The sequence below is a fragment of the Candidatus Seongchinamella marina genome, from assembly GCF_026262685.1.
Lineage (GTDB): Bacteria > Pseudomonadota > Gammaproteobacteria > Pseudomonadales > Halieaceae > Halioglobus > Halioglobus marinus.
Map to the genome: position 1 here is coordinate 237,074 of NZ_SHNP01000005.1, position 24,318 is coordinate 261,391.

At 53.5% G+C, this 24,318-nt stretch carries 36 protein-coding genes; 32 read left to right on the top strand and 4 right to left on the bottom strand.

Features of this window, described 5'->3' with window-relative positions:
• Positions 1-263 precede the first annotated feature (263 nt).
• Both argF and EYC87_RS14770 read right to left on the bottom strand, forming a co-directional pair.
• The gene (gene argF, locus EYC87_RS14765; RefSeq protein ID WP_279253548.1) at positions 264-1,178 is read right to left on the bottom strand and encodes an ornithine carbamoyltransferase; all 915 of its coding nucleotides are present in this window, start codon (positions 1,176-1,178) and stop codon (positions 264-266) included.
• Positions 1,179-1,212: 34 nt separating this feature from the next.
• Positions 1,213-2,376, bottom strand: coding sequence for an aspartate aminotransferase family protein (locus tag EYC87_RS14770; RefSeq protein WP_279253549.1), 1,164 nt, complete (start codon positions 2,374-2,376; stop codon positions 1,213-1,215).
• 180 nt (positions 2,377-2,556) lie between these two features.
• On the opposite strand from EYC87_RS14770, the gene grxD reads away from it, so the two are divergent.
• On the top strand, positions 2,557-2,886 hold the full coding sequence (gene grxD, locus EYC87_RS14775; RefSeq protein ID WP_007230768.1) for a Grx4 family monothiol glutaredoxin: 330 nt from the start codon (positions 2,557-2,559) through the stop codon (positions 2,884-2,886).
• Positions 2,887-2,901: 15 nt separating this feature from the next.
• Here grxD and EYC87_RS14780 read toward each other — a convergent pair whose 3' ends face one another.
• Positions 2,902-3,108, bottom strand: coding sequence for a bacterioferritin-associated ferredoxin (locus EYC87_RS14780; protein WP_007230757.1), 207 nt, complete (start codon positions 3,106-3,108; stop codon positions 2,902-2,904).
• A 239-nt stretch (positions 3,109-3,347) separates the two neighbouring features.
• On the opposite strand from EYC87_RS14780, the gene EYC87_RS14785 reads away from it, so the two are divergent.
• From EYC87_RS14785 to EYC87_RS14845, 13 genes are all read left to right on the top strand, one after another.
• Positions 3,348-3,950 (top strand): peroxiredoxin, encoded by a 603-nt coding sequence (locus tag EYC87_RS14785; RefSeq protein ID WP_007230769.1) that lies wholly within the window; start codon positions 3,348-3,350, stop codon positions 3,948-3,950.
• 95 nt (positions 3,951-4,045) lie between these two features.
• Positions 4,046-5,302: a glutamate-5-semialdehyde dehydrogenase gene (locus EYC87_RS14790; protein WP_279253550.1), complete on the top strand. Its 1,257-nt coding sequence runs from the start codon at positions 4,046-4,048 to the stop codon at positions 5,300-5,302.
• Positions 5,299-5,946: a nicotinate-nucleotide adenylyltransferase gene (gene nadD, locus EYC87_RS14795; protein WP_279253551.1), complete on the top strand. Its 648-nt coding sequence runs from the start codon at positions 5,299-5,301 to the stop codon at positions 5,944-5,946. The genes EYC87_RS14790 and nadD overlap by 4 nt, the downstream gene beginning before the upstream one ends.
• Before the next feature lie 33 nt (positions 5,947-5,979).
• Positions 5,980-6,321, top strand: a complete 342-nt coding sequence (gene rsfS, locus EYC87_RS14800; protein ID WP_279253552.1) for a ribosome silencing factor — start codon at positions 5,980-5,982, stop codon at positions 6,319-6,321.
• Positions 6,321-6,791 carry a 23S rRNA (pseudouridine(1915)-N(3))-methyltransferase RlmH gene (rlmH, locus tag EYC87_RS14805; RefSeq protein WP_279253553.1) on the top strand — a complete coding sequence of 157 codons (471 nt, stop codon included), beginning with the start codon at positions 6,321-6,323 and terminating at the stop codon, positions 6,789-6,791. Before rsfS ends, rlmH begins: the two co-directional genes overlap by 1 nt.
• A 35-nt stretch (positions 6,792-6,826) precedes the next feature.
• The gene (mrdA, locus tag EYC87_RS14810) at positions 6,827-8,683 is read left to right on the top strand and encodes a penicillin-binding protein 2 (RefSeq protein ID WP_279253554.1); all 1,857 of its coding nucleotides are present in this window, start codon (positions 6,827-6,829) and stop codon (positions 8,681-8,683) included.
• Entirely contained in the window at positions 8,683-9,825 is a 1,143-nt protein-coding gene (rodA, locus tag EYC87_RS14815; RefSeq protein WP_007230767.1) for a rod shape-determining protein RodA, read from the top strand. The genes mrdA and rodA overlap by 1 nt, the downstream gene beginning before the upstream one ends.
• Before the next feature lie 33 nt (positions 9,826-9,858).
• Positions 9,859-10,857: a lytic murein transglycosylase B gene (gene mltB, locus EYC87_RS14820; protein ID WP_279253555.1), complete on the top strand. Its 999-nt coding sequence runs from the start codon at positions 9,859-9,861 to the stop codon at positions 10,855-10,857.
• Positions 10,857-11,693: a septal ring lytic transglycosylase RlpA family protein gene (locus EYC87_RS14825; RefSeq protein ID WP_279253556.1), complete on the top strand. Its 837-nt coding sequence runs from the start codon at positions 10,857-10,859 to the stop codon at positions 11,691-11,693. The genes mltB and EYC87_RS14825 overlap by 1 nt, the downstream gene beginning before the upstream one ends.
• A 109-nt stretch (positions 11,694-11,802) precedes the next feature.
• Complete coding sequence (locus EYC87_RS14830; RefSeq protein ID WP_279253557.1) at positions 11,803-12,966, top strand: D-alanyl-D-alanine carboxypeptidase family protein; 1,164 nt, start codon at positions 11,803-11,805, stop codon at positions 12,964-12,966.
• 14 nt (positions 12,967-12,980) lie between these two features.
• Complete coding sequence (locus tag EYC87_RS14835) at positions 12,981-13,250, top strand: HP0495 family protein (RefSeq protein WP_007230785.1); 270 nt, start codon at positions 12,981-12,983, stop codon at positions 13,248-13,250.
• Positions 13,250-13,861, top strand: coding sequence for a lipoyl(octanoyl) transferase LipB (lipB, locus tag EYC87_RS14840; protein WP_279253558.1), 612 nt, complete (start codon positions 13,250-13,252; stop codon positions 13,859-13,861). Before EYC87_RS14835 ends, lipB begins: the two co-directional genes overlap by 1 nt.
• A 151-nt stretch (positions 13,862-14,012) precedes the next feature.
• Positions 14,013-15,590, top strand: a complete 1,578-nt coding sequence (locus tag EYC87_RS14845) for a peptide chain release factor 3 (protein WP_279253559.1) — start codon at positions 14,013-14,015, stop codon at positions 15,588-15,590.
• 7 nt (positions 15,591-15,597) lie between these two features.
• On the opposite strand, the gene EYC87_RS14850 is transcribed toward EYC87_RS14845, so the two are convergent.
• A complete protein-coding gene (locus tag EYC87_RS14850) occupies positions 15,598-15,963 on the bottom strand; it encodes an NINE protein (RefSeq protein WP_007230765.1) in 366 nt (121 codons plus the stop codon).
• Between the two features lie 200 nt (positions 15,964-16,163).
• On the opposite strand from EYC87_RS14850, the gene EYC87_RS14855 reads away from it, so the two are divergent.
• From EYC87_RS14855 to rpsH, 18 genes are all read left to right on the top strand, one after another.
• Positions 16,164-16,403 (top strand): HP1242/YdcH family protein, encoded by a 240-nt coding sequence (locus EYC87_RS14855; RefSeq protein ID WP_007230766.1) that lies wholly within the window; start codon positions 16,164-16,166, stop codon positions 16,401-16,403.
• 8 nt (positions 16,404-16,411) lie between these two features.
• Complete coding sequence (locus EYC87_RS14860) at positions 16,412-16,726, top strand: TraR/DksA family transcriptional regulator (protein ID WP_279253560.1); 315 nt, start codon at positions 16,412-16,414, stop codon at positions 16,724-16,726.
• Between the two features lie 439 nt (positions 16,727-17,165).
• Positions 17,166-17,477, top strand: a complete 312-nt coding sequence (gene rpsJ / locus EYC87_RS14865) for a 30S ribosomal protein S10 (RefSeq protein ID WP_117955610.1) — start codon at positions 17,166-17,168, stop codon at positions 17,475-17,477.
• Positions 17,478-17,596: 119 nt separating this feature from the next.
• The gene (rplC, locus tag EYC87_RS14870; protein ID WP_007230683.1) at positions 17,597-18,232 is read left to right on the top strand and encodes a 50S ribosomal protein L3; all 636 of its coding nucleotides are present in this window, start codon (positions 17,597-17,599) and stop codon (positions 18,230-18,232) included.
• Between the two features lie 18 nt (positions 18,233-18,250).
• Complete coding sequence (gene rplD / locus EYC87_RS14875) at positions 18,251-18,868, top strand: 50S ribosomal protein L4 (protein WP_007230687.1); 618 nt, start codon at positions 18,251-18,253, stop codon at positions 18,866-18,868.
• A complete protein-coding gene (gene rplW / locus EYC87_RS14880) occupies positions 18,865-19,161 on the top strand; it encodes a 50S ribosomal protein L23 (RefSeq protein WP_007230688.1) in 297 nt (98 codons plus the stop codon). Before rplD ends, rplW begins: the two co-directional genes overlap by 4 nt.
• 14 nt (positions 19,162-19,175) lie before the next feature.
• The gene (rplB, locus tag EYC87_RS14885; protein ID WP_007230696.1) at positions 19,176-20,003 is read left to right on the top strand and encodes a 50S ribosomal protein L2; all 828 of its coding nucleotides are present in this window, start codon (positions 19,176-19,178) and stop codon (positions 20,001-20,003) included.
• A gap of 33 nt (positions 20,004-20,036) precedes the next feature.
• Entirely contained in the window at positions 20,037-20,312 is a 276-nt protein-coding gene (gene rpsS / locus EYC87_RS14890; protein WP_007230719.1) for a 30S ribosomal protein S19, read from the top strand.
• A gap of 24 nt (positions 20,313-20,336) precedes the next feature.
• Positions 20,337-20,675: a 50S ribosomal protein L22 gene (gene rplV, locus EYC87_RS14895; RefSeq protein ID WP_007230677.1), complete on the top strand. Its 339-nt coding sequence runs from the start codon at positions 20,337-20,339 to the stop codon at positions 20,673-20,675.
• A 12-nt stretch (positions 20,676-20,687) separates the two neighbouring features.
• Positions 20,688-21,359: a 30S ribosomal protein S3 gene (gene rpsC / locus EYC87_RS14900; RefSeq protein ID WP_007230679.1), complete on the top strand. Its 672-nt coding sequence runs from the start codon at positions 20,688-20,690 to the stop codon at positions 21,357-21,359.
• A gap of 11 nt (positions 21,360-21,370) precedes the next feature.
• Entirely contained in the window at positions 21,371-21,784 is a 414-nt protein-coding gene (gene rplP, locus EYC87_RS14905; protein WP_007230671.1) for a 50S ribosomal protein L16, read from the top strand.
• On the top strand, positions 21,784-21,975 hold the full coding sequence (gene rpmC / locus EYC87_RS14910) for a 50S ribosomal protein L29 (RefSeq protein ID WP_007230718.1): 192 nt from the start codon (positions 21,784-21,786) through the stop codon (positions 21,973-21,975). The genes rplP and rpmC overlap by 1 nt, the downstream gene beginning before the upstream one ends.
• Before the next feature lie 2 nt (positions 21,976-21,977).
• Positions 21,978-22,244 (top strand): 30S ribosomal protein S17, encoded by a 267-nt coding sequence (gene rpsQ, locus EYC87_RS14915; RefSeq protein ID WP_279253561.1) that lies wholly within the window; start codon positions 21,978-21,980, stop codon positions 22,242-22,244.
• Positions 22,245-22,302: 58 nt separating this feature from the next.
• Entirely contained in the window at positions 22,303-22,671 is a 369-nt protein-coding gene (gene rplN, locus EYC87_RS14920) for a 50S ribosomal protein L14 (protein WP_040542677.1), read from the top strand.
• Between the two features lie 20 nt (positions 22,672-22,691).
• Positions 22,692-23,003: a 50S ribosomal protein L24 gene (gene rplX / locus EYC87_RS14925; RefSeq protein WP_007230675.1), complete on the top strand. Its 312-nt coding sequence runs from the start codon at positions 22,692-22,694 to the stop codon at positions 23,001-23,003.
• Between the two features lie 26 nt (positions 23,004-23,029).
• The gene (gene rplE / locus EYC87_RS14930; protein ID WP_279253562.1) at positions 23,030-23,569 is read left to right on the top strand and encodes a 50S ribosomal protein L5; all 540 of its coding nucleotides are present in this window, start codon (positions 23,030-23,032) and stop codon (positions 23,567-23,569) included.
• A 12-nt stretch (positions 23,570-23,581) separates the two neighbouring features.
• Positions 23,582-23,887, top strand: a complete 306-nt coding sequence (rpsN, locus tag EYC87_RS14935) for a 30S ribosomal protein S14 (RefSeq protein ID WP_279253563.1) — start codon at positions 23,582-23,584, stop codon at positions 23,885-23,887.
• Between the two features lie 15 nt (positions 23,888-23,902).
• Complete coding sequence (rpsH, locus tag EYC87_RS14940) at positions 23,903-24,298, top strand: 30S ribosomal protein S8 (protein ID WP_279253564.1); 396 nt, start codon at positions 23,903-23,905, stop codon at positions 24,296-24,298.
• Positions 24,299-24,318 lie beyond the last annotated feature (20 nt).

A 24,318-nucleotide genomic window follows, 5' to 3' on the forward strand; every position in this document is an offset into this window, starting at 1 on the left:
TGCGGAGAAGGGGGCTTTGCAAGGTATCAGGCTGGGTTTATTCTGTGGATAACGTGTTGATAGGTGTATAGGTCTGCACTCACTTACGTTATAGCCCTAGTACGGAGGCATTCGACACTTTTTAGAGCGCTCGTGTGACTAAATTGTTATATGAAAAATTTCTTCTATCTGATTTGGTTATTAGGCGGTGGGAGGCGAGCTCCCTGAGTTTCGAGCGCTAGCGCAACACCGGACTGAAGTGACGGCCGATGCGGTTCAGAGGGCTATTGATTGGCCAGGAGCAGGGTTTCCATGAGCGCTTTTTGAGCGTGTAAACGATTTTCCGCTTCGTTCCAGATGACCGTATCTGCAGTATCCATTAATCCGCTGCTGATCTCCTCGCCGCGATGAGCTGGTAGGCAATGCATGTAAAGGGCATCAGACGCAGCGCGGCTCAAGAGCTCCTCGTTTAGCTGGTAGCCATCGAAAGCCGCCTCTCTAACCTGTTGCTCCTGTTCCTGGCCCATGGAGGCCCAGACATCAGTGACCAGCAAATCTGCACCTTCGGCTGCGATGACTGGGTCTCGCACAATGCTCACCCGATCCCGGTTGGCTTCTACCAGGGCAGGTGAAGGTTCGTAGCCTTCGGGGCAGGCGATGCGCAATTCGAAGTCAAATTGGCGGGCCGCGTTAATGTAACTTTGGGCCATATTGTTGCCGTCTCCAACCCAGGTAACTACTTTGCCGGCGATGCTGCCGCGATGTTCAACATAGGTTTGCATATCGGCTAACAATTGGCACGGGTGGTAGTCGTCAGTGAGTGCATTGATCACGGGCACCGACGAGTTGGCCGCGAAGGTTTCCACAATGTCATGACCGAAGGTTCGAATCATAATGATATCCACCATGGACGAAATGACCCGCGCGCTATCCTCTATGGGCTCACCTCTGCCCAACTGGGTATCGGTGGGGGACAAGAACATGGCGTGTCCTCCCAGCTGTGCCATGCCTGCTTCGAAGGAAACTCGGGTTCTGGTGGAGGACTTGGCAAAGATCATGCCCAGAACCTTACCGGGAAAATGGCGTTGATCAGCGCCCGACTTGTGCGCTTGCTTCATTGCGATGGCCCGCTCGATCATGTCGTTGAGTTCGGCGGGACTAAAGTCCAACAGGGTCAGAAAATGCCTGGTATCAGCCATATCAATCTGCCTCTAAAAAGTAGTCAATGAGGGCCTAAAGGCCCAGAATAAGATGAGCGACGCCCTCGGCAAGCTCAGTGGCCTGGGCCTCGGTGATATTGAGCGGCGGTAGTAAGCGCACGGTGTTGCCGGCGGTGACATTGATTAGCAGGCCATCGTCCAGTGCGAGCTTAACCAGCTCCGGGCAGTCGCGATCCAATTGGAAGCCGAGCATCAGGCCCCTCCCACGGATTTCCGTCAGGCGGCCTGAAGCCGCAAGTTCTCGTTCCATTACCTCTCTAATGAGCGCACCCATGCGGGTCACGTGCGCATACATTTCTTTTCTGTCGATTGCATCCATGACGGCCAGGGCGGCGGAGCTAACCAGTGGATTGCCGCCATAGGTAGAACCATGGTGTCCTGGATGAAATAATTGTGCTGCTTGACCGCGAGCGAGGCAGGCGCCGATAGGAACGCCGTTGCCAAGGCCCTTGGCAGTAGTGACTACATCGGGCTCAAAGCCCATATTCTGGTAGGCGAACCAACTGCCGGTGCGGCCATTGCCTGTTTGCACTTCATCCAACATAAAAAGCCAGTCATGCTGGTTACAAATCTCCCGAACCTCCTGTAGGTACAGCGAATCCAGTTCGTGAATGCCGCCCTCACCCTGAATTGGTTCGGCAAAGAATGCGACCACGTCCGAGTTGTTGCTGGCGATCTGGCGAACGGCCTCGATGTCGTTGCGTGGCGCCCTGATAAAACCGCTCACCAGGGGCTCAAAGCCCGCCTGGATCTTTTGGTTACCGGTAGCACTTAGGGTGGCGAGCGTGCGGCCGTGAAAAGCGCTTTCCAAAACGACAATGGACGGGTTCTTTATGCCACTATTGTGGCCGTGCAGGCGAGCGAGTTTTATTGCCGCTTCGTTGGCTTCAGCGCCGGAGTTACCGAAGAAGCATTTCTCCATGCCAGACGCCGCGCTCAGTCGCTCGGCGAGCTGTTCCTGAGGACCAATGCCATAAAGATTCGAGGTATGTACCAGTTTGTCGGCCTGCTCGCGAATCGCAGCGGTCACGCCGGGGTGAGCGTGACCTAAACCGGTGACTGCAATGCCTGACAGACCATCAAGGTAGCGCCGACCTTCAGTGTCGAAAAGGTATACGCCCTCTCCATGGCTGAAGGTGACGGGTAACCTGGCGTAGGTGGGCATCAGGGCCGACATTTTTGACTCTCCGTATAAACGCAAAAAGGCAGCGGGAGCTGCCTCGGAATCGAGCACTATAGACCGCTGTCTGTGGCTTGTAAATCACCTGTAAATCTCGTGGATATATTGTGCGCATAATAGGGTAGAATGCGCGGCCGCTAGACAGGGCGGTGGCCCTCACGTGAAACAGGATTAGGCATGGATATTATCGACACCATTAAAGAGCAAATTGAGAGCAACGCAATTCTTCTGTACATGAAGGGCTCTCCTAACCAACCCCAATGCGGATTTTCAGCTCGAACCGTGCAAGCCTTGATGCAGTGTGGTGAGCGCTTTGCCTATGTGGATATTCTTTCTAATCCGGATGTTCGCGCCAATTTGCCCAAGTATGCTAACTGGCCTACCTTTCCGCAGTTATGGATTGGCGGCGAATTGATCGGTGGCTGTGACATTGTCACTGAGATGGCCGAGTCAGGTGAACTGCAGACCTTGATTAAAGAAACGGTAGCGGCGCAGCCAGCGGAGTAGGTCGCTGGCGGTTGGTCAGGAGACGGCGTAGAACAGCTGCTCGTCTGCTTCGGCGATATCACTGAGGGATTCACGAACAATTTCTCGGGCCATGATGCCACACTTACCGCATTGGCTGGCCACACCCAAAGTGGCGTGGACTTCACGCAGGGAACTGGCACCCTCTTGCACCGCGGCGCGTATCTGGGTGTCGGTAATACCTTTGCAGAGGCAGACGTACATGGCTGGCAAATTTTGGCTGAATGAGGCTCAACGTTAATGTTAACGAGAATGATTGTCAACTACATTCTTGTTTGGGCTGGCTCGTGGCCCCGGCATGACGGCTGTGCGATAGGCAAAAGCTATATCCTCGATGGCCACAATCAAATTGGCGCGACCATCCAGCCTGTGTATTATGCTCGTCCGAACTGTGAGGCATACGCCTCGCGATATCCGTGACTTTTTAGATGGAGTAAGACCAAATGGGCGTATTAGTTGGCAAACCTGCACCAGATTTTGACGTGGCAGCGGTACTGGGTACCGGTGAAATTGTTGATTCCTACAAGCGATCTGAAGCGATGGCTGGAAAGTACGGCCTGATTTTCTTTTACCCCCTGGATTTTACGTTTGTGTGTCCTTCAGAGCTGATTGCGCTGGATCACCGCATGGATAAGTTTCGCGAGTTGGGTGTAGAAGTGGTTGCGGTATCCATTGATTCGCAATTTACGCACAATGCGTGGCGCAATACCGATATCAATGATGGCGGTATTGGCGCCGTGACTTACACCATGGCGGCCGACGTGGCCCATGATATCTGTCGCTCCTATGATGTGGAGTCCGACGGTGGGGTCGCCTTCCGCGGCGCATTCCTGATCGACAAGGAAGGCATGGTTCGTTCCCAGTTAGTTAACGACTTGCCTCTGGGGCGTAATATCGACGAACTGGTTCGCCTGGTAGAGGCTCTGCAGTTCCATGAAGAGCACGGTGAGGTCTGTCCCGCAGGTTGGAACAAGGGTGATAAAGGCATGAACGCCTCTCCCGATGGCGTTGCCGCCTACCTGGCGGAGAATGCTGAAGGCTTGTAACCGCCAGCTGACAAGAACGACGAAACGCGGGCTTCGGCCCGCGTTTTTTTTATCGGGTATAATCGCGCCCTCTGACAGTAAAGAGAATCGGGGTAATGGAAGTAGAGCAGTACATGGTGGAACTGGGTCGCAAGGCGCGAGCCGCCTCAAGAGAGGTTGCGGCCTCGGCGACCAGTGCCCGTAATGCGGCCCTGCTGGCTGCCCGCGATGCGCTCGACAGTGCCCGTGCAGAGCTGGCGGCTGCCAATACGACTGATCTGGAGCGGGGCGCGGCTAACGGTCTGGATGCGCCGCTAATGGATCGGCTGGAGCTTACCCCAGCGCGTATCGATACGATGCTCGAAGGTCTTACCCAGGTCGCCACCTTACCAGACCCTGTGGGCAGTATTACTGATATGAACACTATGCCCAGCGGCATTCAGGTAGGGCGAATGCGCGTGCCCCTGGGTGTCATTGGAATCATCTATGAGTCACGTCCAAACGTGACAGTAGAAGCAGCCAGCCTTTGTTTGAAGTCAGGCAACGCCACCATTCTCAGAGGCGGCAGTGAGGCATTGGAATCTAATATGGCAATTGCGCGATGCCTCACTATGGGTCTGGAGCATGCGGGTTTGCCCGCAGCGGCGGTTCAGGTGGTTGCCACCCGTGATCGCGCAGCAGTGGGCCAGTTGATCACAATGCCTCAGTATGTTGACGTTATTGTGCCTCGCGGTGGCAAAGGCCTTATTGAGCGTATTAGTAACGACGCCAAGGTTCCGGTGATCAAACACCTGGACGGAACCTGCCATGTCTATATTGACGACGGCGCCGATGAGAATATGGCTGAAGCCATTGCGGTCAATGCCAAGACCCAGCGCTACGGGACTTGCAACACCATGGAGACTCTGCTGGTTCACGCTGACATGGCATCAGTGATGCTACCCCGACTGGGTGAGGCCTATGGCGCTGCCGGGGTCGAGCTCCGGGGTTGTAAGCGCACAATGGCGATTTTGCCCGGTGTTACCGCCGCTAGCGAGGATGATTGGTACCAAGAGTATCTAGGGCCAATTCTGGCGGTGCGCGTAGTCGAGGACCTGGAACAGGCAATGGATCACATTAATACCTATAGCTCCCAGCATACCGAGAGTATTGTTACGCGCGATCACGGGCGTGCCATGCGTTTCTTGCGGGAGGTCGACTCCAGTTCGGTGATGGTCAATGCTTCTACTCGCTTCGCGGATGGCTTTGAATATGGCCTGGGAGCGGAAATTGGTATTTCCACAGATAAGCTTCACGCCCGAGGCCCTGTCGGCCTGGAAGGACTCACCTCTGTGAAATACATAGTCTTGGGTGAGGGGCAGGTTCGCAATTGAGCGAGGCACTTACTCCCGTTGGGGTTTTCGGTGGCACCTTCAATCCAGTGCACTATGGCCATTTGCGCTCGGCCCTCGAATTAACTGAGCGCCTGGAACTGGATCATTTACGCCTGATGCCCTGTGCTACGCCGCCGCATCGCGAGGTTCCATTATGCGACGCCAGGCAGCGAGCGGAGATGGTAGAACTGGCGGTCCGCGACGAGCCCCAACTGCGTTGTGATACCCGCGAACTGGATCGAGAGGGCGTTTCTTACACCATTTTGAGCCTTGAAGAGCTGCGCCTTGAGTTGGGTGCAGGGCACAGTCTGTGTCTGGTGATGGGTTGCGACGCGCTGCTTAAACTAGACAGCTGGCATCGCTGGGAGGAACTGCTTACCGTGGCACACATTGTGGTGATTGCGCGGCCAGGGTGGCATTTTCCGGACACAGGGCAGGTCGCTGATTGGTTGGCCAGCCACCATACATCAGACCGGCAAATACTGAACACGCGCGCCTTTGGCAGTGTGTTAATCGAGGAGCTTCGCCCACTGGCGATCTCATCTACCGAAATACGTGAACTGCTGCAATCTGGCAGATCTGTCCGCTACCTGCTGCCCGAGCCGGTATTGGACTATATTGAATCGAGGCAACTTTACCAATGAGGAATGGCACATCTATGAATAGCCATCAGTGCGATGCAAGCTGAACCGTTGAAGAAACTGGTCGTCGATGCTTTGGACGACTTGAAAGCGATAAACACAGTCACCCTGGACGTGACCGGTCTCACCGATGTCATGGATTACCTGGTGGTCTCCAGTGGCACCTCCAATCGTCATGTGAAGTCACTCGCTAGCAATGTCTGCATGGAGGCGAAGAAGCAGGGCCAGCGTGCGCTGGGGGTTGAGGGTGAGGATGCCGGCGAGTGGGTGTTGGTGGACTTTGGTGATGTGGTTGTCCATGTCATGTTGCCGGCCACCCGGGACTTTTATGACTTAGAACGCCTGTGGGCAGAACATCCCAAGCCTGACGCTGACTGATGCGCATCAGCATCATTACGATAGGCACTAAAATGCCCCCCTGGGTGAGCCAGGGGGTGAAAGAATATAGCAAGCGCATGCCCCGAGAGTTAAAAGTTGAGTGGAAAGAACTCCCGCTGGCGCCTCGCGGCAAGACTAGTAACTCCAGTCAGCTCAAAATCAAAGAGGGGGAGCAGATACTGCGCTCTATACCGGCAGGCGACCGGTTGATTGCCCTGGATGTGCGCGGTAAATCACTGTCCACCGGCGAGCTGGCGGAGCAGCTTTCCAGTTGGCAAATGTCCGGGGAGAATTATAGCCTGCTGATCGGAGGGCCCGACGGTTTATCCGATGCCTGCCTTGAAAGAGCGGAACGACGCTGGTCGTTATCTGATCTGACGCTTCCACATCCGCTGGTCAGGGTGCTACTTGCTGAACAGTTGTATCGGGCTTGGACAATCACTGTCAATCACCCGTATCATCGCGAATAGTCTTTTCTCAAATCACATCCAGGCCAAGCGGTTACATGCCACAATACATCGCCCTGAAGGATCCTAACCGGGAGTCCCGGATATACAGTGCGCGAACAGTGGCCGCTATTACGGTCGTTCTGGCGTTGTTGGGGATTATCCTGACCCGCTATTACAGCCTGCAGGTCACCGAGTTTGAGTCTTACCGCACCCAGTCCGACAGCAATCGAGTCAAGCTGCAGCCACTGCCGCCCAAGCGCGGCCTGATTTACGATCGTAATGGTGTTCTCCTGGCAGATAACCGGCCCAGTTTTAGTCTGTCAGTGATCAAGGAGCGAGTGCCTGACTTTGACGCCACCCTGACAGAGCTGCAACAACTGGTACCTATTACCGAATCTCATCTGGAAAAATTCCAGCAGCGACTTAAACGCCGCCGCCCTTATGAGGCTGTGCCGCTGCGGTTTCGCCTTACTGAGGAAGAGCGGGCTATCCTGGCGGTGAATCGATTTCGCTTGCCTGGTGTCGTGGTGGATGCCCAACTGTTGCGCCACTACCCCCAGGGTGAACTGTTTTCTCATGCCCTGGGCTATGTGGGCCGGATTAATGAGCGGGAGGCATTTGAACTGGATGAGACTGAGTACCGGGGCACCTTTCACGTGGGCAAAATAGGCGTCGAAAAGTTCTATGAACAGATGCTGCACGGTGCGGTGGGCTACCAGAATGTTGAGACGAACGCTCATGGACGTGTGCTGCGCGTGTTGGAGCGTTATTCGCCCAAACCGGGGGTAGACCTGACCCTGCATCTGGATATTGAAGTACAGAAGGCGGCTTTTGACGCGCTGGGTGATCGCCGGGGCGCGGTTGTTGCCATTGATCCTCTCACCGGTGGGATACTGGCCCTGGTTTCAACCCCGGGCTTTGATACTAATTTGTTCGTCAATGGCATTAGCTCAAAAGACTACAGCGCGTTGCGCGATTCCCTCGACGTACCCTTGTTTAACCGGGCCGTGCAAGGCCAATACCCACCCGGATCCACCATTAAACCGATGATGGCGATGGCTGGACTGGAGTCTGGTCTGGTCACCCCCGAATCTACCGTGCCTGACCCCGGCTGGTATCGCCTGCCAGGAGATTCACATCGCTACCGTGACTGGATACTGCGAATTCGCGGTACTGGCCATGCGCCGGAAGTGGATATGAAGATGGCGATTGCTGAATCCTGTGATACTTATTTTTACGACTTGGGTCGGCGATTGACTATTGACCGTATGGCCGAGTACCTGTCGCCGTATGGTCTGGGTGACCGCACGGGTATTGATACCACCAATGAGCGGCAGGGCGTATTACCATCCAAAGTTTGGAAGCGCGATACGCTTGGCCAAACCTGGTACCCGGGTGAAACCATCAGTGCGAGCATCGGCCAGGGCTATATGTTGGCCACCCCGATGCAGCTTGCAGTGGCCACCAGCGTACTCGCTAGCAAAGGCAAAAGACGCGTACCCCGGTTATTGCGGGAAGTGAACGGCGAGCCGGTGGTAGTGCCAGAGCTGGAACCATTGCAAGCTGAGCAACAAAACTGGGACTCTATTTATGAGGGTATGTTGGAGGTTGTGCACGGCGAGCGCGGCACCGCCAATTACCTGGCCAAGGGAATCGAGTATCGGATGGCGGGAAAGACCGGTACCGCGCAGGTCATCGGCATAGCGCAGAACGCGGTTTATAACGAAGAAGAAGTGAACGAGCGTCATCGCCATCACGGGCTTTTCATCGCGTTCGCACCCGCTGAGGCGCCCACTATCGCGGTGGCCATCATCGTAGAGAATGGGGGCGGAAGCTCTGCGGCCACGCCCATTGCTCGCAAAGTGATCGACACCTGGCTTTTCGGTAGTAGTCAATATAAGGACCCAGCCTGATGGGTGATTATGTTCGTCAGATGCCGCATCAGGGCAGTGCGGACCTGGCTCGTCCGCCCAGTACAGCCTCGCGGCTGCATATTGATATACCTTTACTTCTGCTGTTGATGGCGCTGACCACGTATGGATTGTTTGTCCTTTACAGTGCCTCTGGTCAAAATATGGGTGCGGTCGTTCGCCAAGGCCGCTACTTCGCGGTTGGCTATGTCATCCTGATTTTGGGTGCACAAGTCAGTCTGCAGCGCTATACCCGCTGGGCGCCGTGGCTTTATCTCGCCGGCGTGGCAACACTCGTTGCGGTGATGTTCTTTGGCGTTGGCGCTAAGGGCGCTCAGCGGTGGTTGCAAATAGGAGGCTTCCGGTTTCAGCCCTCCGAGATAATGAAGTTGGTGGTGCCGATAGCGGTCGCCTGGTACTTGTCCGATCGTATTCTTCCGCCCAGGTTTAAGTACGTACTGGTATCACTGGCGCTGGTGGTGGTGCCCGCGGGATTGATTTTACAACAACCAGACCTGGGTACATCTCTGTTGATCGCTGCCAGTGGTCTGTTTGTGTTGTTTATGGCTGGAATTGGTTGGCGCTATATTTTTGGCGCGATGGTTCTCGCCGTGGCCTCGGCCTGGCCTGCCTGGATGTTTGTGTTTAAGGATTACCAGAAGCAGCGGATTCTCACCATGCTAAATCCGGAGAGCGACAAGCTTGGAGCTGGCTGGAATATCATTCAGTCCAAAACGGCGATAGGTTCGGGTGGCTGGGAGGGCAAGGGCTGGATGACTGGGACCCAGTCACAGTTGGATTTTTTGCCCGAAAGCCATACCGATTTTATTATCGCGGTGTTGGCAGAAGAGTTTGGTTTGCGCGGAGTCTTGTTCCTGCTTTCATTGTATTTGCTCATATTGTTACGCGGCTTCTGGATTGGTCTGCACGCGCAAACCAGCTTTGGCAGGATGATGGCCGGCAGTCTGACGCTGACATTTTTCGTGTACATCTTTGTTAACATGGGAATGGTAGCAGGGCTGTTGCCGGTGGTAGGGGTACCTTTGCCGCTGGTGAGCGCCGGCGGCACCTCGGTGGTTACCCTGATGGCCGGATTTGGCATACTGATGGCGGTGAGCACCGAAAAGCGTATGGTGGTTCACTGAACACATTTTTTATAGATATGACGAGTTTCCTTTATGCATAAGTTTCTCAGGGTTTTGCTGGTGGCCTCTTGCCTCCTATGGTCAACACTTTCCTGCGCACAGGAAGTGAACTACGGAGCCAATCCGGCCGCGATGGAAGTCATCGATGAATTGGTCAGCCAGGAGGGCTTTGACCGTGAGGAATTGATCGAGATCTTCAGTGATGCGGGGCGTCAGCAATCGATTCTGGACGCCATGTCTCGCCCCGCGGAAAAGACCAAGGCCTGGTATGAGTATCGCGAAATATTTCTTAACGATAAGCGCGAGAAGCAGGGGCTGGAATTTTATCAGCAGCACCGTGAAACCCTCCAGAGGGCTGAACAGGAAACCGGGGTACCGGCTGCAATGATTGTCTCTATCATTGGAGTGGAGACCTACTATGGGCGCATCGCTGGTTCCTACCGGGTCATTGATGCGCTATCTACGCTGGCTTTTGATTACCCCCGGCGTTCGGAGTTTTTTAACAAGGAGCTCAAACACTTCCTTATTCTCACCCGCGACCAGGGTATGGACCCATTGTTACTAAAAGGCTCTTACGCCGGCGCAATGGGCTATGGTCAGTTTATGCCTAGCAGTTATCGAAGTTATGCCATCGATTTTGATGGCGATGAAAAGGCGGATATCTGGAACAACCCGGTGGACGCTATTGGCAGTGTGGCGAATTACTTCAAGGCGCATGGCTGGACCGAAGGTGACCCGGTGATAGTGGCGGCCAATGCAACGGCGGCAATTCCCGAGGAGATGATGAGCCGTGGTCGTAATTTGAAGCCGCGATTTAGCGTCGCTGAATTCACTGCGGCAGGCCTCGAGCCAACGATGCAAACAGACCCTGAAGCTGAAGCAATCGGAATCGAGTTTGAACTGGCCGATGGCATGGAGTACTGGCTGGGGCTGCACAACTTCTACGTAATCACACGCTACAATCATAGCGCCATGTATGCGATGAGTGTGTATCAATTGAGCCAGCGTATCGCCGCGGGAGTCAGTCCTTAATGCTGCGAGCCCTGCTTGTCGGGCTCGGGGCAGCGCTGTTACTTCTGGCGTGCTCCTCTCGAGGAGTGAAAGACCTCGAGAGCCCAGCGGGAAAAAGTGGCGACGAATACCAGGCGACTCGCTACAGCCAGTCTCGCGATGCAGCGCCGTTAAAGCATTTAGGCCCGGACGATGTGATCGATGCTGTGCCCAGGGCTGACCCTATCCTGGTGGCGGGCAATCAAAGCCCCTATTCGGTCAATGGTGTGAATTACGAGGTCCTGAAGGACTACCGGAACTATCGAGAGCAGGGCACTGCTTCCTGGTACGGCAGTAAATTTCATGGGCATGAAACTTCAAATGGTGAGATTTTCGACACTTATGGCGCTTCGGCGGCGCATAAAACTCTGCCTATACCCAGTTATGCCCGGGTCACCAATCTCGACAATGGCCGCAGTGTGGTGGTGCGTGTTAACGACCGCGGGCCTTTTCATGGCAATCGACTGATCGATTTGTCCTATGGTGCCGCCGTGAAGTTGGGATACATGGAGAAGGGTACTGCATCGGTAGAAGTGGAGGCGCTCAACATAGCAGGTGTTGACGATCGTCGTGATGCACCCGGGACTCACTATCGTTTTTTGCAACTCGGGGCGTTTGGCGCAGAGACCTCAGCGCAGCGCTTACAGGCTGAACTGCAGGGCTTCCTGCAGACTCCAGTATTCATTAGTGAGGTCGATGCTGGCGGTAAATTACTCTATAGGGTGCGGGTAGGACCCGTCGCCGATAGTGATGAACTGGCGCTAGTGCAACAGCAGTTGCTTGATGAAGGTTATTCTCAGGGTCAGCCGCTGCCCTGACGGCACTGGCACAGGCCGCCAGAAAAGCGGGGGCCACCAGCTTCCTGTTAGCTGACGCATGCGTTACCATTCTCTGCGAATTTGGCAACCCTCCTACGGTCTCACTTTTATGATTCGATTTTCCCTGGCTCTGTTCCTGGCACTCTCCATTTTCGGTGCCCAGGCCGCTACTATTGTGCCGTCGCCGCCGCAAATTGCCGCTAAAGCTTATCTCTTGGTAGATGCAAATAGCGGAGAGATATTGGCTGAGAAAAATGCGGATATGCCTTTGCCGCCGGCTAGTCTCACTAAAATGATGACCAGCTATGTGCTGGCAACCGAAATCGATGAGGGTCGCATAGCGCTGTCAGATATGGTGACCGTCAGCGAAAACGCGTGGTCCCAAAACCCCTTGTTTGCCGGCTCTTCATTGATGTGGATTGAACCGGGCAAGGAGGTCTCTATTGATGATTTGCAGCGTGGGATCGTGATTTCCTCCGGTAATGACGCCACCGTTGCCGTAGCGGAGCATCTGGCCGGTAGCGAGGCAGTATTCGCGGAGATGATGAATTCCCATGCTGAGAAGCTGGGGATGATTGACACCTATTACGTCAACTCCCACGGTTTACCTGATCCGGATCATGTGACGACGGCCCGTGACCTGGCGACACTGTCCAAAGCGATGATTATCGAACATCCGGAACACTACGCTGTTTATAAAGAGCGGGAATTTACCTATAACAATATCAAACAATACAACCGCAATAGTTTGCTGGCTGAGGACCCAACCGTTGACGGATTGAAAACAGGTTACACTCAGGAGGCTGGGTACTGCCTGGTGGCTTCTGCAGAGCGGCGCGGCATGCGCTTGATTTCAGTCGTGTTAGGTTCCAGTTCGACTCGCGCGCGTAAAAACGAAACTCGTAGCCTGCTGAATTATGGGTTCAGGTTTTTTGAAACCAGCGAGCTTTTCGAGGCTAACCAGGAGTTGGACAAGCCGCGTATCTGGAAAGGTCAGGTGGATTATGTTGCTGTAGGGATTCTCGAGGAAACGGTAGTCACCTTGCCTCGCGGTAAGAAAAAGCACCTGGCGACGAACATAGAGTTGAACCAAGATATCGAAGCGCCGGTTGCGGTAGGAGATCAATTGGGTACGGTTACTATGAGTTTGGATGGCGAAACGGTTTTTCGTGGTCCGGTTGTAGCCTTGCAAGCGGTTGAGCCCGGCGGCTTTTTTGCCAGATTGTGGGACATGGTTTTGATGTGGGTGGCCAGCTTGTTCAGTGTCAGCTGAGGAGAAATATCGTCATGTCCCAAGCGGAACCACCTAAAATAGAATTTCCCTGCGATTATCCAATCAAGGTGCTGGGTCGTAGTAGCGAGGAATATCGAGGCATTATTCTGGAAGTCTTCGAGCGCCATGCCCCGGGCTTCGATCAGCAGACTATTCAGGTCAAGGATAGCGCTAAGGGTACGTTTACTTCCCTTACTATTACCATCACCGCAACCGGCGAGGAGCAATTGGATGCCCTTCACCAGGACTTACTGGCCACGGGCCACGTTAAAATGGTTATTTAGTGGCGCTGCTTATTCGTAAGCTGGGTCTTGCTGAATATCAGCCAGTCCTGGATTCCATGCGCGAACTCACTGACCAGCGAGATTCCAATACCCCCGATCAACTCTGGCTGCTGCAGCATCCACGGGTATTTACCCAGGGCCAGGCCGGCAAGGCAGAGCATGTGCTGGCGCCCGGGGATATTCCGGTTATACAAGTGGACAGAGGCGGGCAGGTGACATACCACGGGCCTGGACAATGGGTCATATACCTTCTCATTGACCTGAAGCGCAGTGGCCGCGGCGTGCGCGCTCTGGTGACCTTGATTGAGGAGAGTATCGTCCGGCTGTTGGCTGAGTACGATATTGCTGCGGCCCCTCAGCCCAAGGCGCCTGGAGTCTATGTCGACGGCAGCAAGATAGCCTCGCTGGGCCTGCGCGTGCGACGTGGTTGTTCCTACCATGGCCTGGCATTGAATGTGGACATGGATCTTGAGCCGTTCCAGAGAATAAATCCCTGTGGTTACCAGGGCCTTGAGGTGACCTCAATGGCGAGGAAGTTGCCTGCTGCTGAACTGCAAATGGATGCAGTTGGAGACCGGCTTCTCGAAATCCTGAGAGAAGCCCTCAGTTAGCGCTGTTTGCTGCGGTTGCGTTAATTTTCGTTGCAGGGTTCTGTAATCCACTGCTGAATCGAACGTCTATTGCAGCGATCAGATAGCAGCTCATCGTTTCGGGATCTTGTCGATAGGCGTATACTCCGCGCTTTTTCATCGGTAGCTCCCAATGTCAGATCTAGGCAACTCAATTGCCTCGCGGCGTACTTTCGCGATTATTTCGCACCCCGACGCGGGCAAGACCACTATCACCGAAAAACTGTTGTTACTCGGTCAGGCTATTCAGGTAGCTGGGACGGTGAAGGGTAAGAAGGGACCACATGCGACTTCAGACTGGATGAGCATGGAGCAGGAAAGGGGCATATCGGTCACTTCATCGGTAATGCAGTTTCCCTATCACGAACGCACGGTAAATTTGCTGGATACTCCCGGGCACGAAGATTTTTCCGAAGATACGTACCGTACCCTGACAGCGGTGGACTCTGCGTTGATGGTTATCGATGGTGCCAAGGGCGTGGAAGACCGGACCATCAAATTAATGAATGTTTGCCGCTTGCGGGACACCCCTATTTTCAGCTTTGTGAACAAGATGGACCGGGACATTCGTGACCCGATCGAGTTGCTGGATGAAATTGAGGAGGTGCTGGCTATTCAGGGCGCTCCAATCAACTGGCCTATCGGTATGGGCACTTTCTTCAAGGGTGTTTACAACCTTTATAGCGACACGATTCATTGTTATACCCCCGGTCGGGGTTCGGTATTGTCTGATGACGAACTTATTCAGGGCCTGGACAGCGATGAGGCGCGAAATTTGCTGGGTGAAGACTATGCCGATTTTGTGGAAGAGGTGGAGTTGGTTCGTGGCGCCAGCCATGAATTCGACCTCGAACTCTTCCTCGCTGGGAAACTGAGTCCCGTGTTTTTCGGCACGGCACTGGGTAACTTTGGCGTGCGTGAAATGTTGAATGATTTTGTAGAGTGGGCGCCAGCTCCACTCGATAGAGAAACGACTACTCGAAATGTGCCTGCCGGCGAGACCGGACTTTCCGGCTTTGTGTTCAAAATTCAGGCCAATATGGATCCTCGTCATCGGGATCGTATTGCTTTCATGCGGGTCTGCTCAGGCCGTTACACCAAGGGCATGAAGATGCGTCACGTGCGCATTGGCAAGGATGTAAAGATCGCTGACGCAGTCACCTTCAAGGCTGGCGAGCGGGTGCTGGTAGAAGAAGCCGTATCTGGGGATATTATCGGTTTGCATAACCACGGTACTATTCAGATTGGCGATACCTTCAGTGAAGGCGAGGAGCTGCAGTTCACTGGCATTCCTCACTTTGCACCAGAGCTTTTTCGGCGGATTCGCTTGGCGGACCCAATGAAATCCAAGCAATTGCAGAAAGGGTTGCAGCAGCTTTCAGAAGAGGGGTCGACGCAGGTTTTTGCACCCATTAGTTCTTCTGACCTCATTGTGGGCGCTGTTGGCCAGCTGCAGTTTGATGTGGTCGCCTATCGGTTGAAGGATGAATATAAAGTAGAGGCGCTGTATGAGCCTATCAATGTGTACACCGCTCGATGGGTAATCTGCGACGATCCCCGCAAGTTGGAAGAGTTTCGCAAGAAAGCCGCAGAGCACCTGTCAGTGGATGGGGGAGGGCATCTCACCTACCTGGCCCCAACCCGTGTCAACCTCGCATTAATGGAAGAACGCTGGCCCGAGCTTGAGTTCCGCGCGACCCGAGAGCACTAGCGACCGTTTAATAGTCGTTGTTGACGTCGGACAGCTGCTCATTAAGGGTCAGGAAATCCCACAGAATGCCCAAGCCGAACAAGCCAGCAGTAAACATATAGACGATACCGGTAAACCATTTGCCCATGTAAAGGCGATGAATGCCCAGCCAGCCCAGAAATGTCAGCAGGATCCAGGTGAGGTCATAATCCACCGGGCCAGGAATGAAACGTCGATCGGCCTCTCGGGACATTGCTGGTATCAGCAGCAGGTCGATTATCCAGCCAACGAAGAACAGGCCCAGGGTAAAAAACCATATCACCCCAGATATTTGCTTGCCGTAGTAGAAGCGGTGGGCGCCAATAAAACCAAATATCCACAACAGGTAGCCCATGAATACGGAGTGAGTGCTCTGTTGTCTGTCCACAATGTTCTCCCGGGGTGGTTTGTTCTATAGTTGAGCTTCTGGTTGCTTTTTTCAAGTCTGGCCCGCCGTTATTTGAGCTCGCTATACTGATCTGGATCATTGTTGTCGCCAGCCAACTTGATAGTCTGTATTTGCGACATAAAGCGAATTTATATTGAGGAAAACCAATGTCCGTACCGCATCACGACCTCCACAACGAGTTTCCTGAATTGAATGAACGTATTCATGAATTAAAAGTGGGTGACGCGCACTTTCGCCGCCTGTTTGACGAGTATCACGATCTGACTCGCAGCATAGAGAAGATGGAAGATGAGGTAACTCCTGTAGCGACTCGCACCGAGGAAGAAGCCAAAATTCGCAGAGTGCATCTCAAAGATGAACTCTATCGTATGCTGACTGCGGCCTGATGACTCCAATGGCTATTGAAGAGCTGCGAGCAGAGTTGGAACAGCGCCGCGCGTCGATGCAAACGCGGCTCTCCAGTATCAAGAAGGACGTGACCCAGGAGCACTCCGGGGATTCCGCCGAGCAAGCTCAGGAACGAGAAAATGATGAGGTCATTGATGCCATTGGCAACGAGACACGTCAATCACTGCATGCGATTCAGGTTGCCTTGGATAAAATTGCTGATGGCACCTACGGCGACTGCGAAAAGTGTGGCGCGAATATCGAGGCCGGTCGCCTGCAGGCGATCCCGGAGTCAAACTGTTGCATGAGCTGTGCCGACTGATTACTCGCAACTACCAGCCCGGCTTCGGGTTGGGGCTTTCTTTGGCGTGACTCTGTTATAACCATACTGCATAAATATCGGTCCGAGTATTCCTCTCCCGCGTGATGTTCCCTGCTAGTTGAGCGCTGGCCTTTTTTTTTGCTGGAAGCAGCATCCGGTTCGTTCCTGCAGCGCAAGGTCATTTTATGAGTGTCGGATTAGCTTTTCACCGCATCGATTACAACTGAACCAGAATGGCCAGTTATTTGAGTGGCAATGTGCTTCAGCGGGGCGTATAGTCGCCGCCCTTCGCGAGGGCTTTCGGGCATAGTCATATTCCCTAAAAATAATCCCCAATCCGGGTTGACAGGGTAGGGGGGCATCATTAGAATTCGCGTTCCTTTTTTCGGGGGGTTCCACTGCGGACCTCTGGTTTTTTATTCAATTGGAGTTAGGTCAGGTGCAGAATCAACGTATTCGTATACGCCTTAAGGCTTTTGACCACAAGCTGATCGATATGTCGACTCAGGAGATTGTGGAAACTGCGCGCCGCACAGGTGCACAGGTTAAAGGTCCTATCCCCCTTCCCACGCGGAAGGAAAAGTACACCGTGTTGGTATCGCCGCACGTAAACAAGGATGCACGTGACCAGTACGAAATTCGTACTCACAAGCGTCTGTTAGACATCGTGGAGCCTACAGAGAAGACTGTAGACGCCCTGATGAAACTAGACCTGGCAGCAGGTGTAGAAGTTCAGATCAGTCTTGGTTAACTACAATATGTAGCAAGACCTGCTCGGGATAATCCCCGGGTGTGTAATGCCCAGTTACTCGTTGAGCGATTGGGCAGCCATAGAGGGTATATAGCCCCGTACACTGAGAGGTTAGCAAAATGGCTATTGGATTAGTCGGCCGCAAGTCCGGTATGACTCGTGTTTTTACCGAAGACGGCGCATCAATACCCGTAACCGTAGTGGAGGTCTCTCCAAACCGCGTTACTCAGATCAAAGAGCTCGAAACCGACGGTTATAGAGCAATTCAGGTCACAACGGGAAACCGTAAGGCCTCTAAAGTGAGTAAATCTGAAGCAGGACATTTCGCCAAGGCGGGTGTCGAGGCAGGCACCAAGCTGTCTGAGTTTCGTCTGGAAGCCTCTGATGAAGCTCCTGAAGTTGGCGTTGAGCTAACGGTTGAGCGCTTCGAGGTTGGTCAGATTGTAGATGTGACTGGCAAGTCCAAGGGTAAAGGCTTTCAGGGCGGTATCAAGCGCTGGAACTTCACCATGCAGGATGCCACACACGGCAACTCTATCTCTCACCGTGCCAATGGATCTATCGGTCAGTGTCAAACACCCGGCCGTGTATTTAAAGGCAAGAAGATGTCAGGCCACATGGGTTCCGAGCAAGTGACTACCCAGGGTTTGGAAGTTATTCGTGTTGATGCCGAGCGCAATTTGCTGCTCATCAAGGGTGCCGTGCCAGGTGCTCCGGGTGGTGACGTCGTCGTACGTCCCACTGTCAAGGCATAAGGTTAGGGGGTCTCTAACGTGGAACTGAATGTAGTTAAAGCGGGTAATGCAGATGCGGGCAAGGTTTCCGTCTCTGATGTTGCTTTCGCTAAAGAATACAACGAGGACCTGGTTCACCAGGTCGTGACTGCTTATATGGCAGGCTCCCGACAGGGCACTCGTGCCCAAAAGAACCGCGCAGCGGTTTCTGGCGGTGGTAAGAAGCCATGGCGTCAAAAAGGTACCGGTCGAGCTCGTGCGGGAACGATTCGTTCTCCCATCTGGCGTTCCGGTGGTGTGACCTTCGCGGCCCAGCCGCAGGATCACTCGCAAAAAGTGAATCGCAAAATGTATCGCGCTGCTCTGCGCACCATCATGTCTGAGCTGGCCCGCCAGGAACGTCTGGTCGTGGTAGAAAGTCTGGACCTGGAACAGCCCAAAACCAAGCTGCTTTTAGAGCAATTGGGTGGCTACGGTGTTGATAACGCGCTGATCGTTTCTGCAGAAGTAAACGAAAACCTCTACCTGGCGTCACGCAACCTGCACAAGGTTGATGTTCGCGATGTAGACGGTGTTGACCCTGTTAGCCTCATCGCCCACGACAAAGTGATCGTGACTGTTGACGCGGTTAAAAAGCTTGAGGAGATGTTGGGATGAACCAAGAGCGCGTATTTCAAGTGCTGGTAGGCCCGCACGTTTCCGAAAAAGCGGCCATTGTTGCTGACGAAAATAACCAGTTTGTTTTCAAGGTTGCAGTAGATGCAACTAAAGCGGAGATCAAAAAGTCCGTTGAGCAACTGTTCAAGGTCAAGGTCGACAATGTCTGCACTCTGAAGGTGAAAGGCAAGGTGAAGCGCAACCGTTTTGGTTACAGCACTAAGCCGACCTGGAAAAAAGCATATGTACGACTGGAGCAGGGTCAAGACATCGACTTTGCTTCTGTTGAGTAAGGAGTCGGATCGCAATGGCAATTTTGAAGAGCAAGCCCACTTCACCCGGTCGTCGTCACGTCGTCCGCGTTGTCAGTGAGGATTTGCACAAAGGCGCACCACACAAGCCTTTATTGGAAAAGCAGAGCCGCAACGGTGGTCGTAACAACAATGGTCGTATAACTACACGACATATTGGTGGTGGCCACAAGCAGCACTATCGTTTGATCGACTTTAAGCGCACCAAGGACGGAATCCCCGCCAAGGTAGAACGCATTGAGTACGATCCAAATCGCACCGCGCACATTGCGCTGCTGTTGTTTGCCGATGGCGAGCGCCGCTACATCATCGCACCCAAGGGCGTGAAAGCGGGTGACGTACTGCAGTCCGGTTCTGGTGCACCAATCAAGACAGGCAACTGCCTGCCTTTACGCAACATCCCAGTGGGTTCTGTTGTGCATGGGATCGAGTTAAAGCCTGGCAAAGGTGCACAGGTTGCGCGTTCTGCTGGTGCTTCGGTTCAGTTGGTCGCTCGCGAAGGTCAATATGCAACCCTGCGTCTTCGCTCCGGCGAGATGCGTAAGGTGCTGGCTGACTGCCGTGCAACCCTGGGTGAAGTATCGAACTCAGAACATAGCCTGCGTAAATTGGGTAAAGCCGGTGCAGCCCGCTGGCGTGGTGTTCGCCCGACCGTTCGTGGTGTTGCCATGAACCCGGTTGATCACCCTCATGGTGGTGGTGAAGGTAAGACCTCTGGTGGCCGTCATCCGGTGAGCCCCTGGGGTACCCCAACCAAGGGTTACAAGACACGTAAGAACAAGCGTACTGATAAGTTGATCGTACGCCGTCGTGGTAAGAAATAACGGTCGTTTGACTAGAGATTAGAGGAAGAGATTGTGCCGCGTTCACTGAAGAAAGGTCCTTTTATTGACCTTCACCTGATGAAGAAAGTTGAAGTCGCGATTGAAAGCAACGATCGTCGCCCCATCAAGACCTGGTCACGCCGCTCCATGGTGTCTCCGGATATGGTTGGACTGACAATCGCTGTTCACAATGGCCGTCAGCACGTACCTGTGCTGGTCAACGAAGATATGGTTGGCCACAAATTGGGCGAATTTGCGGTAACCCGCACGTTCAAGGGTCATATCGTAGACAAAAAGGCGAAGCGCTAAGCGCTCCGTAAAGAGGTTTAGGAAATGGAAGTTGCAGCAAGACTGAAAGGCGCGCAGATTTCTGCGCAGAAAGCCCGCCTGGTCGCTGACCAGGTCCGCGGCAAGCCTGTAGAAGAGGCGCTGATCCTGTTGGAATTCAGCAATAAAAAGGCTGCTCACTTGGTCAAGAAGGTTCTTGACTCAGCGATTGCCAATGCAGAGAACAATGAAGGCGCTGACGTGGATGAGCTCAAGGTATCCACTGTCTTTGTTGATGAAGGCATGACCATGAAGCGCCTGCGTCCCCGTGCCAAGGGTCGCGCAGATCGAATTTTAAAGCGTAGCTGTCACATTACCGTGAAAGTTGCAGACGGCGAAGGCTAAGGAGACCACCACATGGGTCAGAAAGTACATCCTATCGGCATCCGCTTGGGTATTGTTAAAGAACATAACTCTATCTGGTACGCCGACAGTAAAAACTATGCCAAGCAGTTAATTAATGATCTGCAAGTGCGTGAGTACATCGAGAAGGCTCTGGAGCATGCTTCGGTAAGCCGTATTGTGATCGAGCGTCCGGCGCAAACTGCTCGCATCACTATTCACACTGCCCGTCCCGGTATCGTGATTGGTAAGAAAGGTGAAGATGTAGACGCACTGCGTAAGATTCTTACCGAGAAGATGGGTGTGCCAGTTCACATTAACATCGAAGAGATTCGCAAGCCCGATCTGGACGCCAAGTTGGTCGCCCAGAACGTAGCGCAGCAGTTGGAGCGTCGTGTGATGTTCCGTCGCGCGATGAAGCGTGTGGTTCAGAACGCGATGCGCCAGGGTGCGCAAGGTATCAAGATCCAGGTTGGCGGTCGTTTGGGGGGTGCTGAAATTGCACGTTCCGAGTGGTACCGCGAAGGTCGAGTGCCTCTTCACACGCTGCGAGCGGATATTGATTACGCCACGTATGAGGCCGCTACTACCTACGGCATCATTGGTGTGAAGGTTTGGATTTTCAAAGGTGAGGTTATCGGCGCTGACGAGGCTGCCGAAGCTCCCAAGAAGACAGCAACTAATTAAGGGTTACGCAGATGCTCCAACCAAAGCGTACAAAATTTCGCAAGACTCATAAGGGCCGCAACCGCGGTCTTGCCCATCGCGGCAGCAAGGTGAGCTTTGGCGAATACGGTTTGAAAGCGACAGGTCGCGGCCGCATTACAGCGCGCCAGATTGAAGCGGCTCGTCGTGCTATGACACGTCACATTAAGCGTGGCGGAAAAATCTGGATTCGAGTTTTCCCGGACAAGCCGATTACAGGCAAGCCGCTGGAAGTCCGCCAGGGTAAAGGTAAAGGTAATGTTGAATACTGGGTAGCCCAGATTCAGCCCGGTAAAGTGCTTTACGAAGTGCAGGGCGTATCTGAAGAACTGGCGCGTGAGGCGTTTGATCTGGCGGCAGCCAAAATTCCCGTTGCTACAACATTTGTTAAACGGTCGGTGATGTGATGAAAGCAAGCGATTTGCATGATAAGTCCGCTGAGGACCTGAATAAGCAGCTGCTCACGCTGCGTGAAGATCAGTTCAAGCTGCGCATGCAGAAGTCCACTGGTCAGCTGGGGCAGTCTCATTTGCTCAAGCAGAACCAGCGTGACATCGCTCGCGTGAAGACTGTACTTACACAAAAGGCGGGTAACTAAGTATGTCAGCTGCAGAGAAGCGTACACGTACGGCAACTGGTCGGGTTGTCAGTAACAAGATGGACAAGACCATTACTGTGCTGGTCGAGCGTCGGGTTAAGCACCCGGTGTATGGCAAGTACATTACACGTTCATCGAAGATCCATGCACACGATGAGAGCAACCAGTGTGACATAGGCGACACAGTCACTGTTGCCGAAACTCGTCCGATTTCCAAGAGTAAGACCTGGAACTTGGTTGAAGTAGTAGAGAGCGCCGCTCAGGTATAAGGCCCTCACGGGTAGTGGTTAGTTTTGCGGCCCGGACGGTCGCAGTTTGGAGTAAGAGATGATTCAGACACAGTCGTATTTGGAAGTCGCAGATAACAGCGGCGCCCGTCGTGTGATGTGCATCAAGGTCCTTGGCGGTTCCAAGCGTCGCTATGCGCGCGTTGGAGACCTGATCAAGGTTACCGTTAAAGAAGCCATCCCTCGCGGCAAGGTCAAAAAAGGCCAGGTGATGACTGCTGTTGTAGTTCGAACAAAGAAGGGAGTTCGCCGAGGCGACGGTTCCCTGATCAAGTTTGACGACAACGCTGCAGTGCTGCTGAACGCACAGGACGCACCTATTGGGACTCGTATTTTTGGCCCAGTAACTCGCGAACTTCGCGGCGAAAAATTTATGAAGATTATTTCTCTGGCCCCTGAAGTTATTTAAGGCCGAGGAGAGGAACGAAAATGTTGAAGATCAAGCGCGATGACGAAGTGATTATCCTGGCCGGTAAGGACAAGGGTAAGCGCGGTAAGGTTCGCAAAGTATTGGATAACGATAAACTCATCGTTTCTGGTATCAACATGATTAAGAAGCACACCAAGCCCAACCCCCAAGCGGGTGTTGCTGGCGGTATCGTGGAGAAAGAAGCTCCCATTCAGGTTTCGAATGTGGCGATTTTCAATTCCGATACTGGCAAGGCTGATCGTGTGGGCTTCAAGGTCGAAGGCGACGATAAAGTTCGTATCTTTAAATCCAGTGGCGAGGCTGTCGGCTAAGCCGGTCGGATTAACAGGTAATAGACATGGCAACTTTGAAAGAAAAATACACGAGCGAAATCGCTCTCCAGCTGAAAGAAGAGCTGGGTTTAGATAATGTGATGGAGGTTCCTCGCATTACCAAGATCACCCTGAACATGGGTGTTGGTGAAGCATTAGGCGACAAGAAGGTCCTCGAGGCCGCCGTTGCCGACATGGAGAAAATTTCCGGTCAGAAAGTCGTCGTAACCAAGGCGCGTAGATCGATCGCCGGCTTTAAGGTTCGCGAAGCATGGCCCATCGGTTGCAAGGTTACTCTGCGCTCTGAGCGTATGTATGAGTTCCTGGAGCGTTTGATCAGTATCGCTATTCCCCGAATTCGTGACTTCCGCGGCATTAGCCCCAAGTCATTTGACGGTCGCGGTAACTTCGCGATGGGCGTAACTGAGCAGATCATCTTCCCAGAAATTGATTACGACAAGGTGGATGCCCTTCGCGGCATGGATATTGCTATCACCACCACTGCTCGTACGGATGATGAAGGCCGCGCTCTGTTGCGTGCTTTCAACTTCCCCCTGAAAGGTTAAGAGGCTTTATACATGGCTAAGAAATCTATGATTGCACGTGAGAACAAGCGTGCACGTATGGTAGCTAAGTACGCACAGAAGCGTGCTGCGTTGAAGGCGATACTCGCTGACGTAAATGCTTCTGATGAAGAGAAGTGGGACGCGCAAATTGCTATGCAAAAGTTGCCACGTGATGCCAGCCCGGTTCGCCAGCAGCGTCGCTGCGCGGTAACTGGCCGTCCACACGCGGTGTATCGTAAGTTTGGCCTTTGTCGTAACAAGTTGCGTGAAGCAGCTATGCGCGGTGATGTGCCTGGCCTGGTTAAAGCTAGCTGGTAACGGAGAGATATTGAAATGAGTATGCAAGATCCGCTGTCAGATATGCTGACCCGTATTCGCAACGCACAAATGGCTGGTAAGACTGGCGTAGAAATGCCCGGTTCCAAGCTGAAAGCTGCTGTTGCCAATGTGCTGAAGGAAGAAGGCTATATCGCTGACTTCAATGCATCTAACGAAGAAGGCAAGCCCAGGCTGGCCATCGAACTGAAATACTACCAGGGTAAGCCGGTCATCGCTGAGATCGACCGCATCAGCCGTCCCGGTCTGCGTAATTACGCAGGCAAAGGCGAGCTGCCAGCCGTTCGCGGTGGTCTGGGTGTAGCGATTGTTTCCACCTCTCAAGGTGTGATGACTGATCGCGCTGCACGCGCTGCCGGTGTCGGTGGTGAAGTGCTTTGCACAGTATTCTAAATTAATTGATTTGAAGAGCA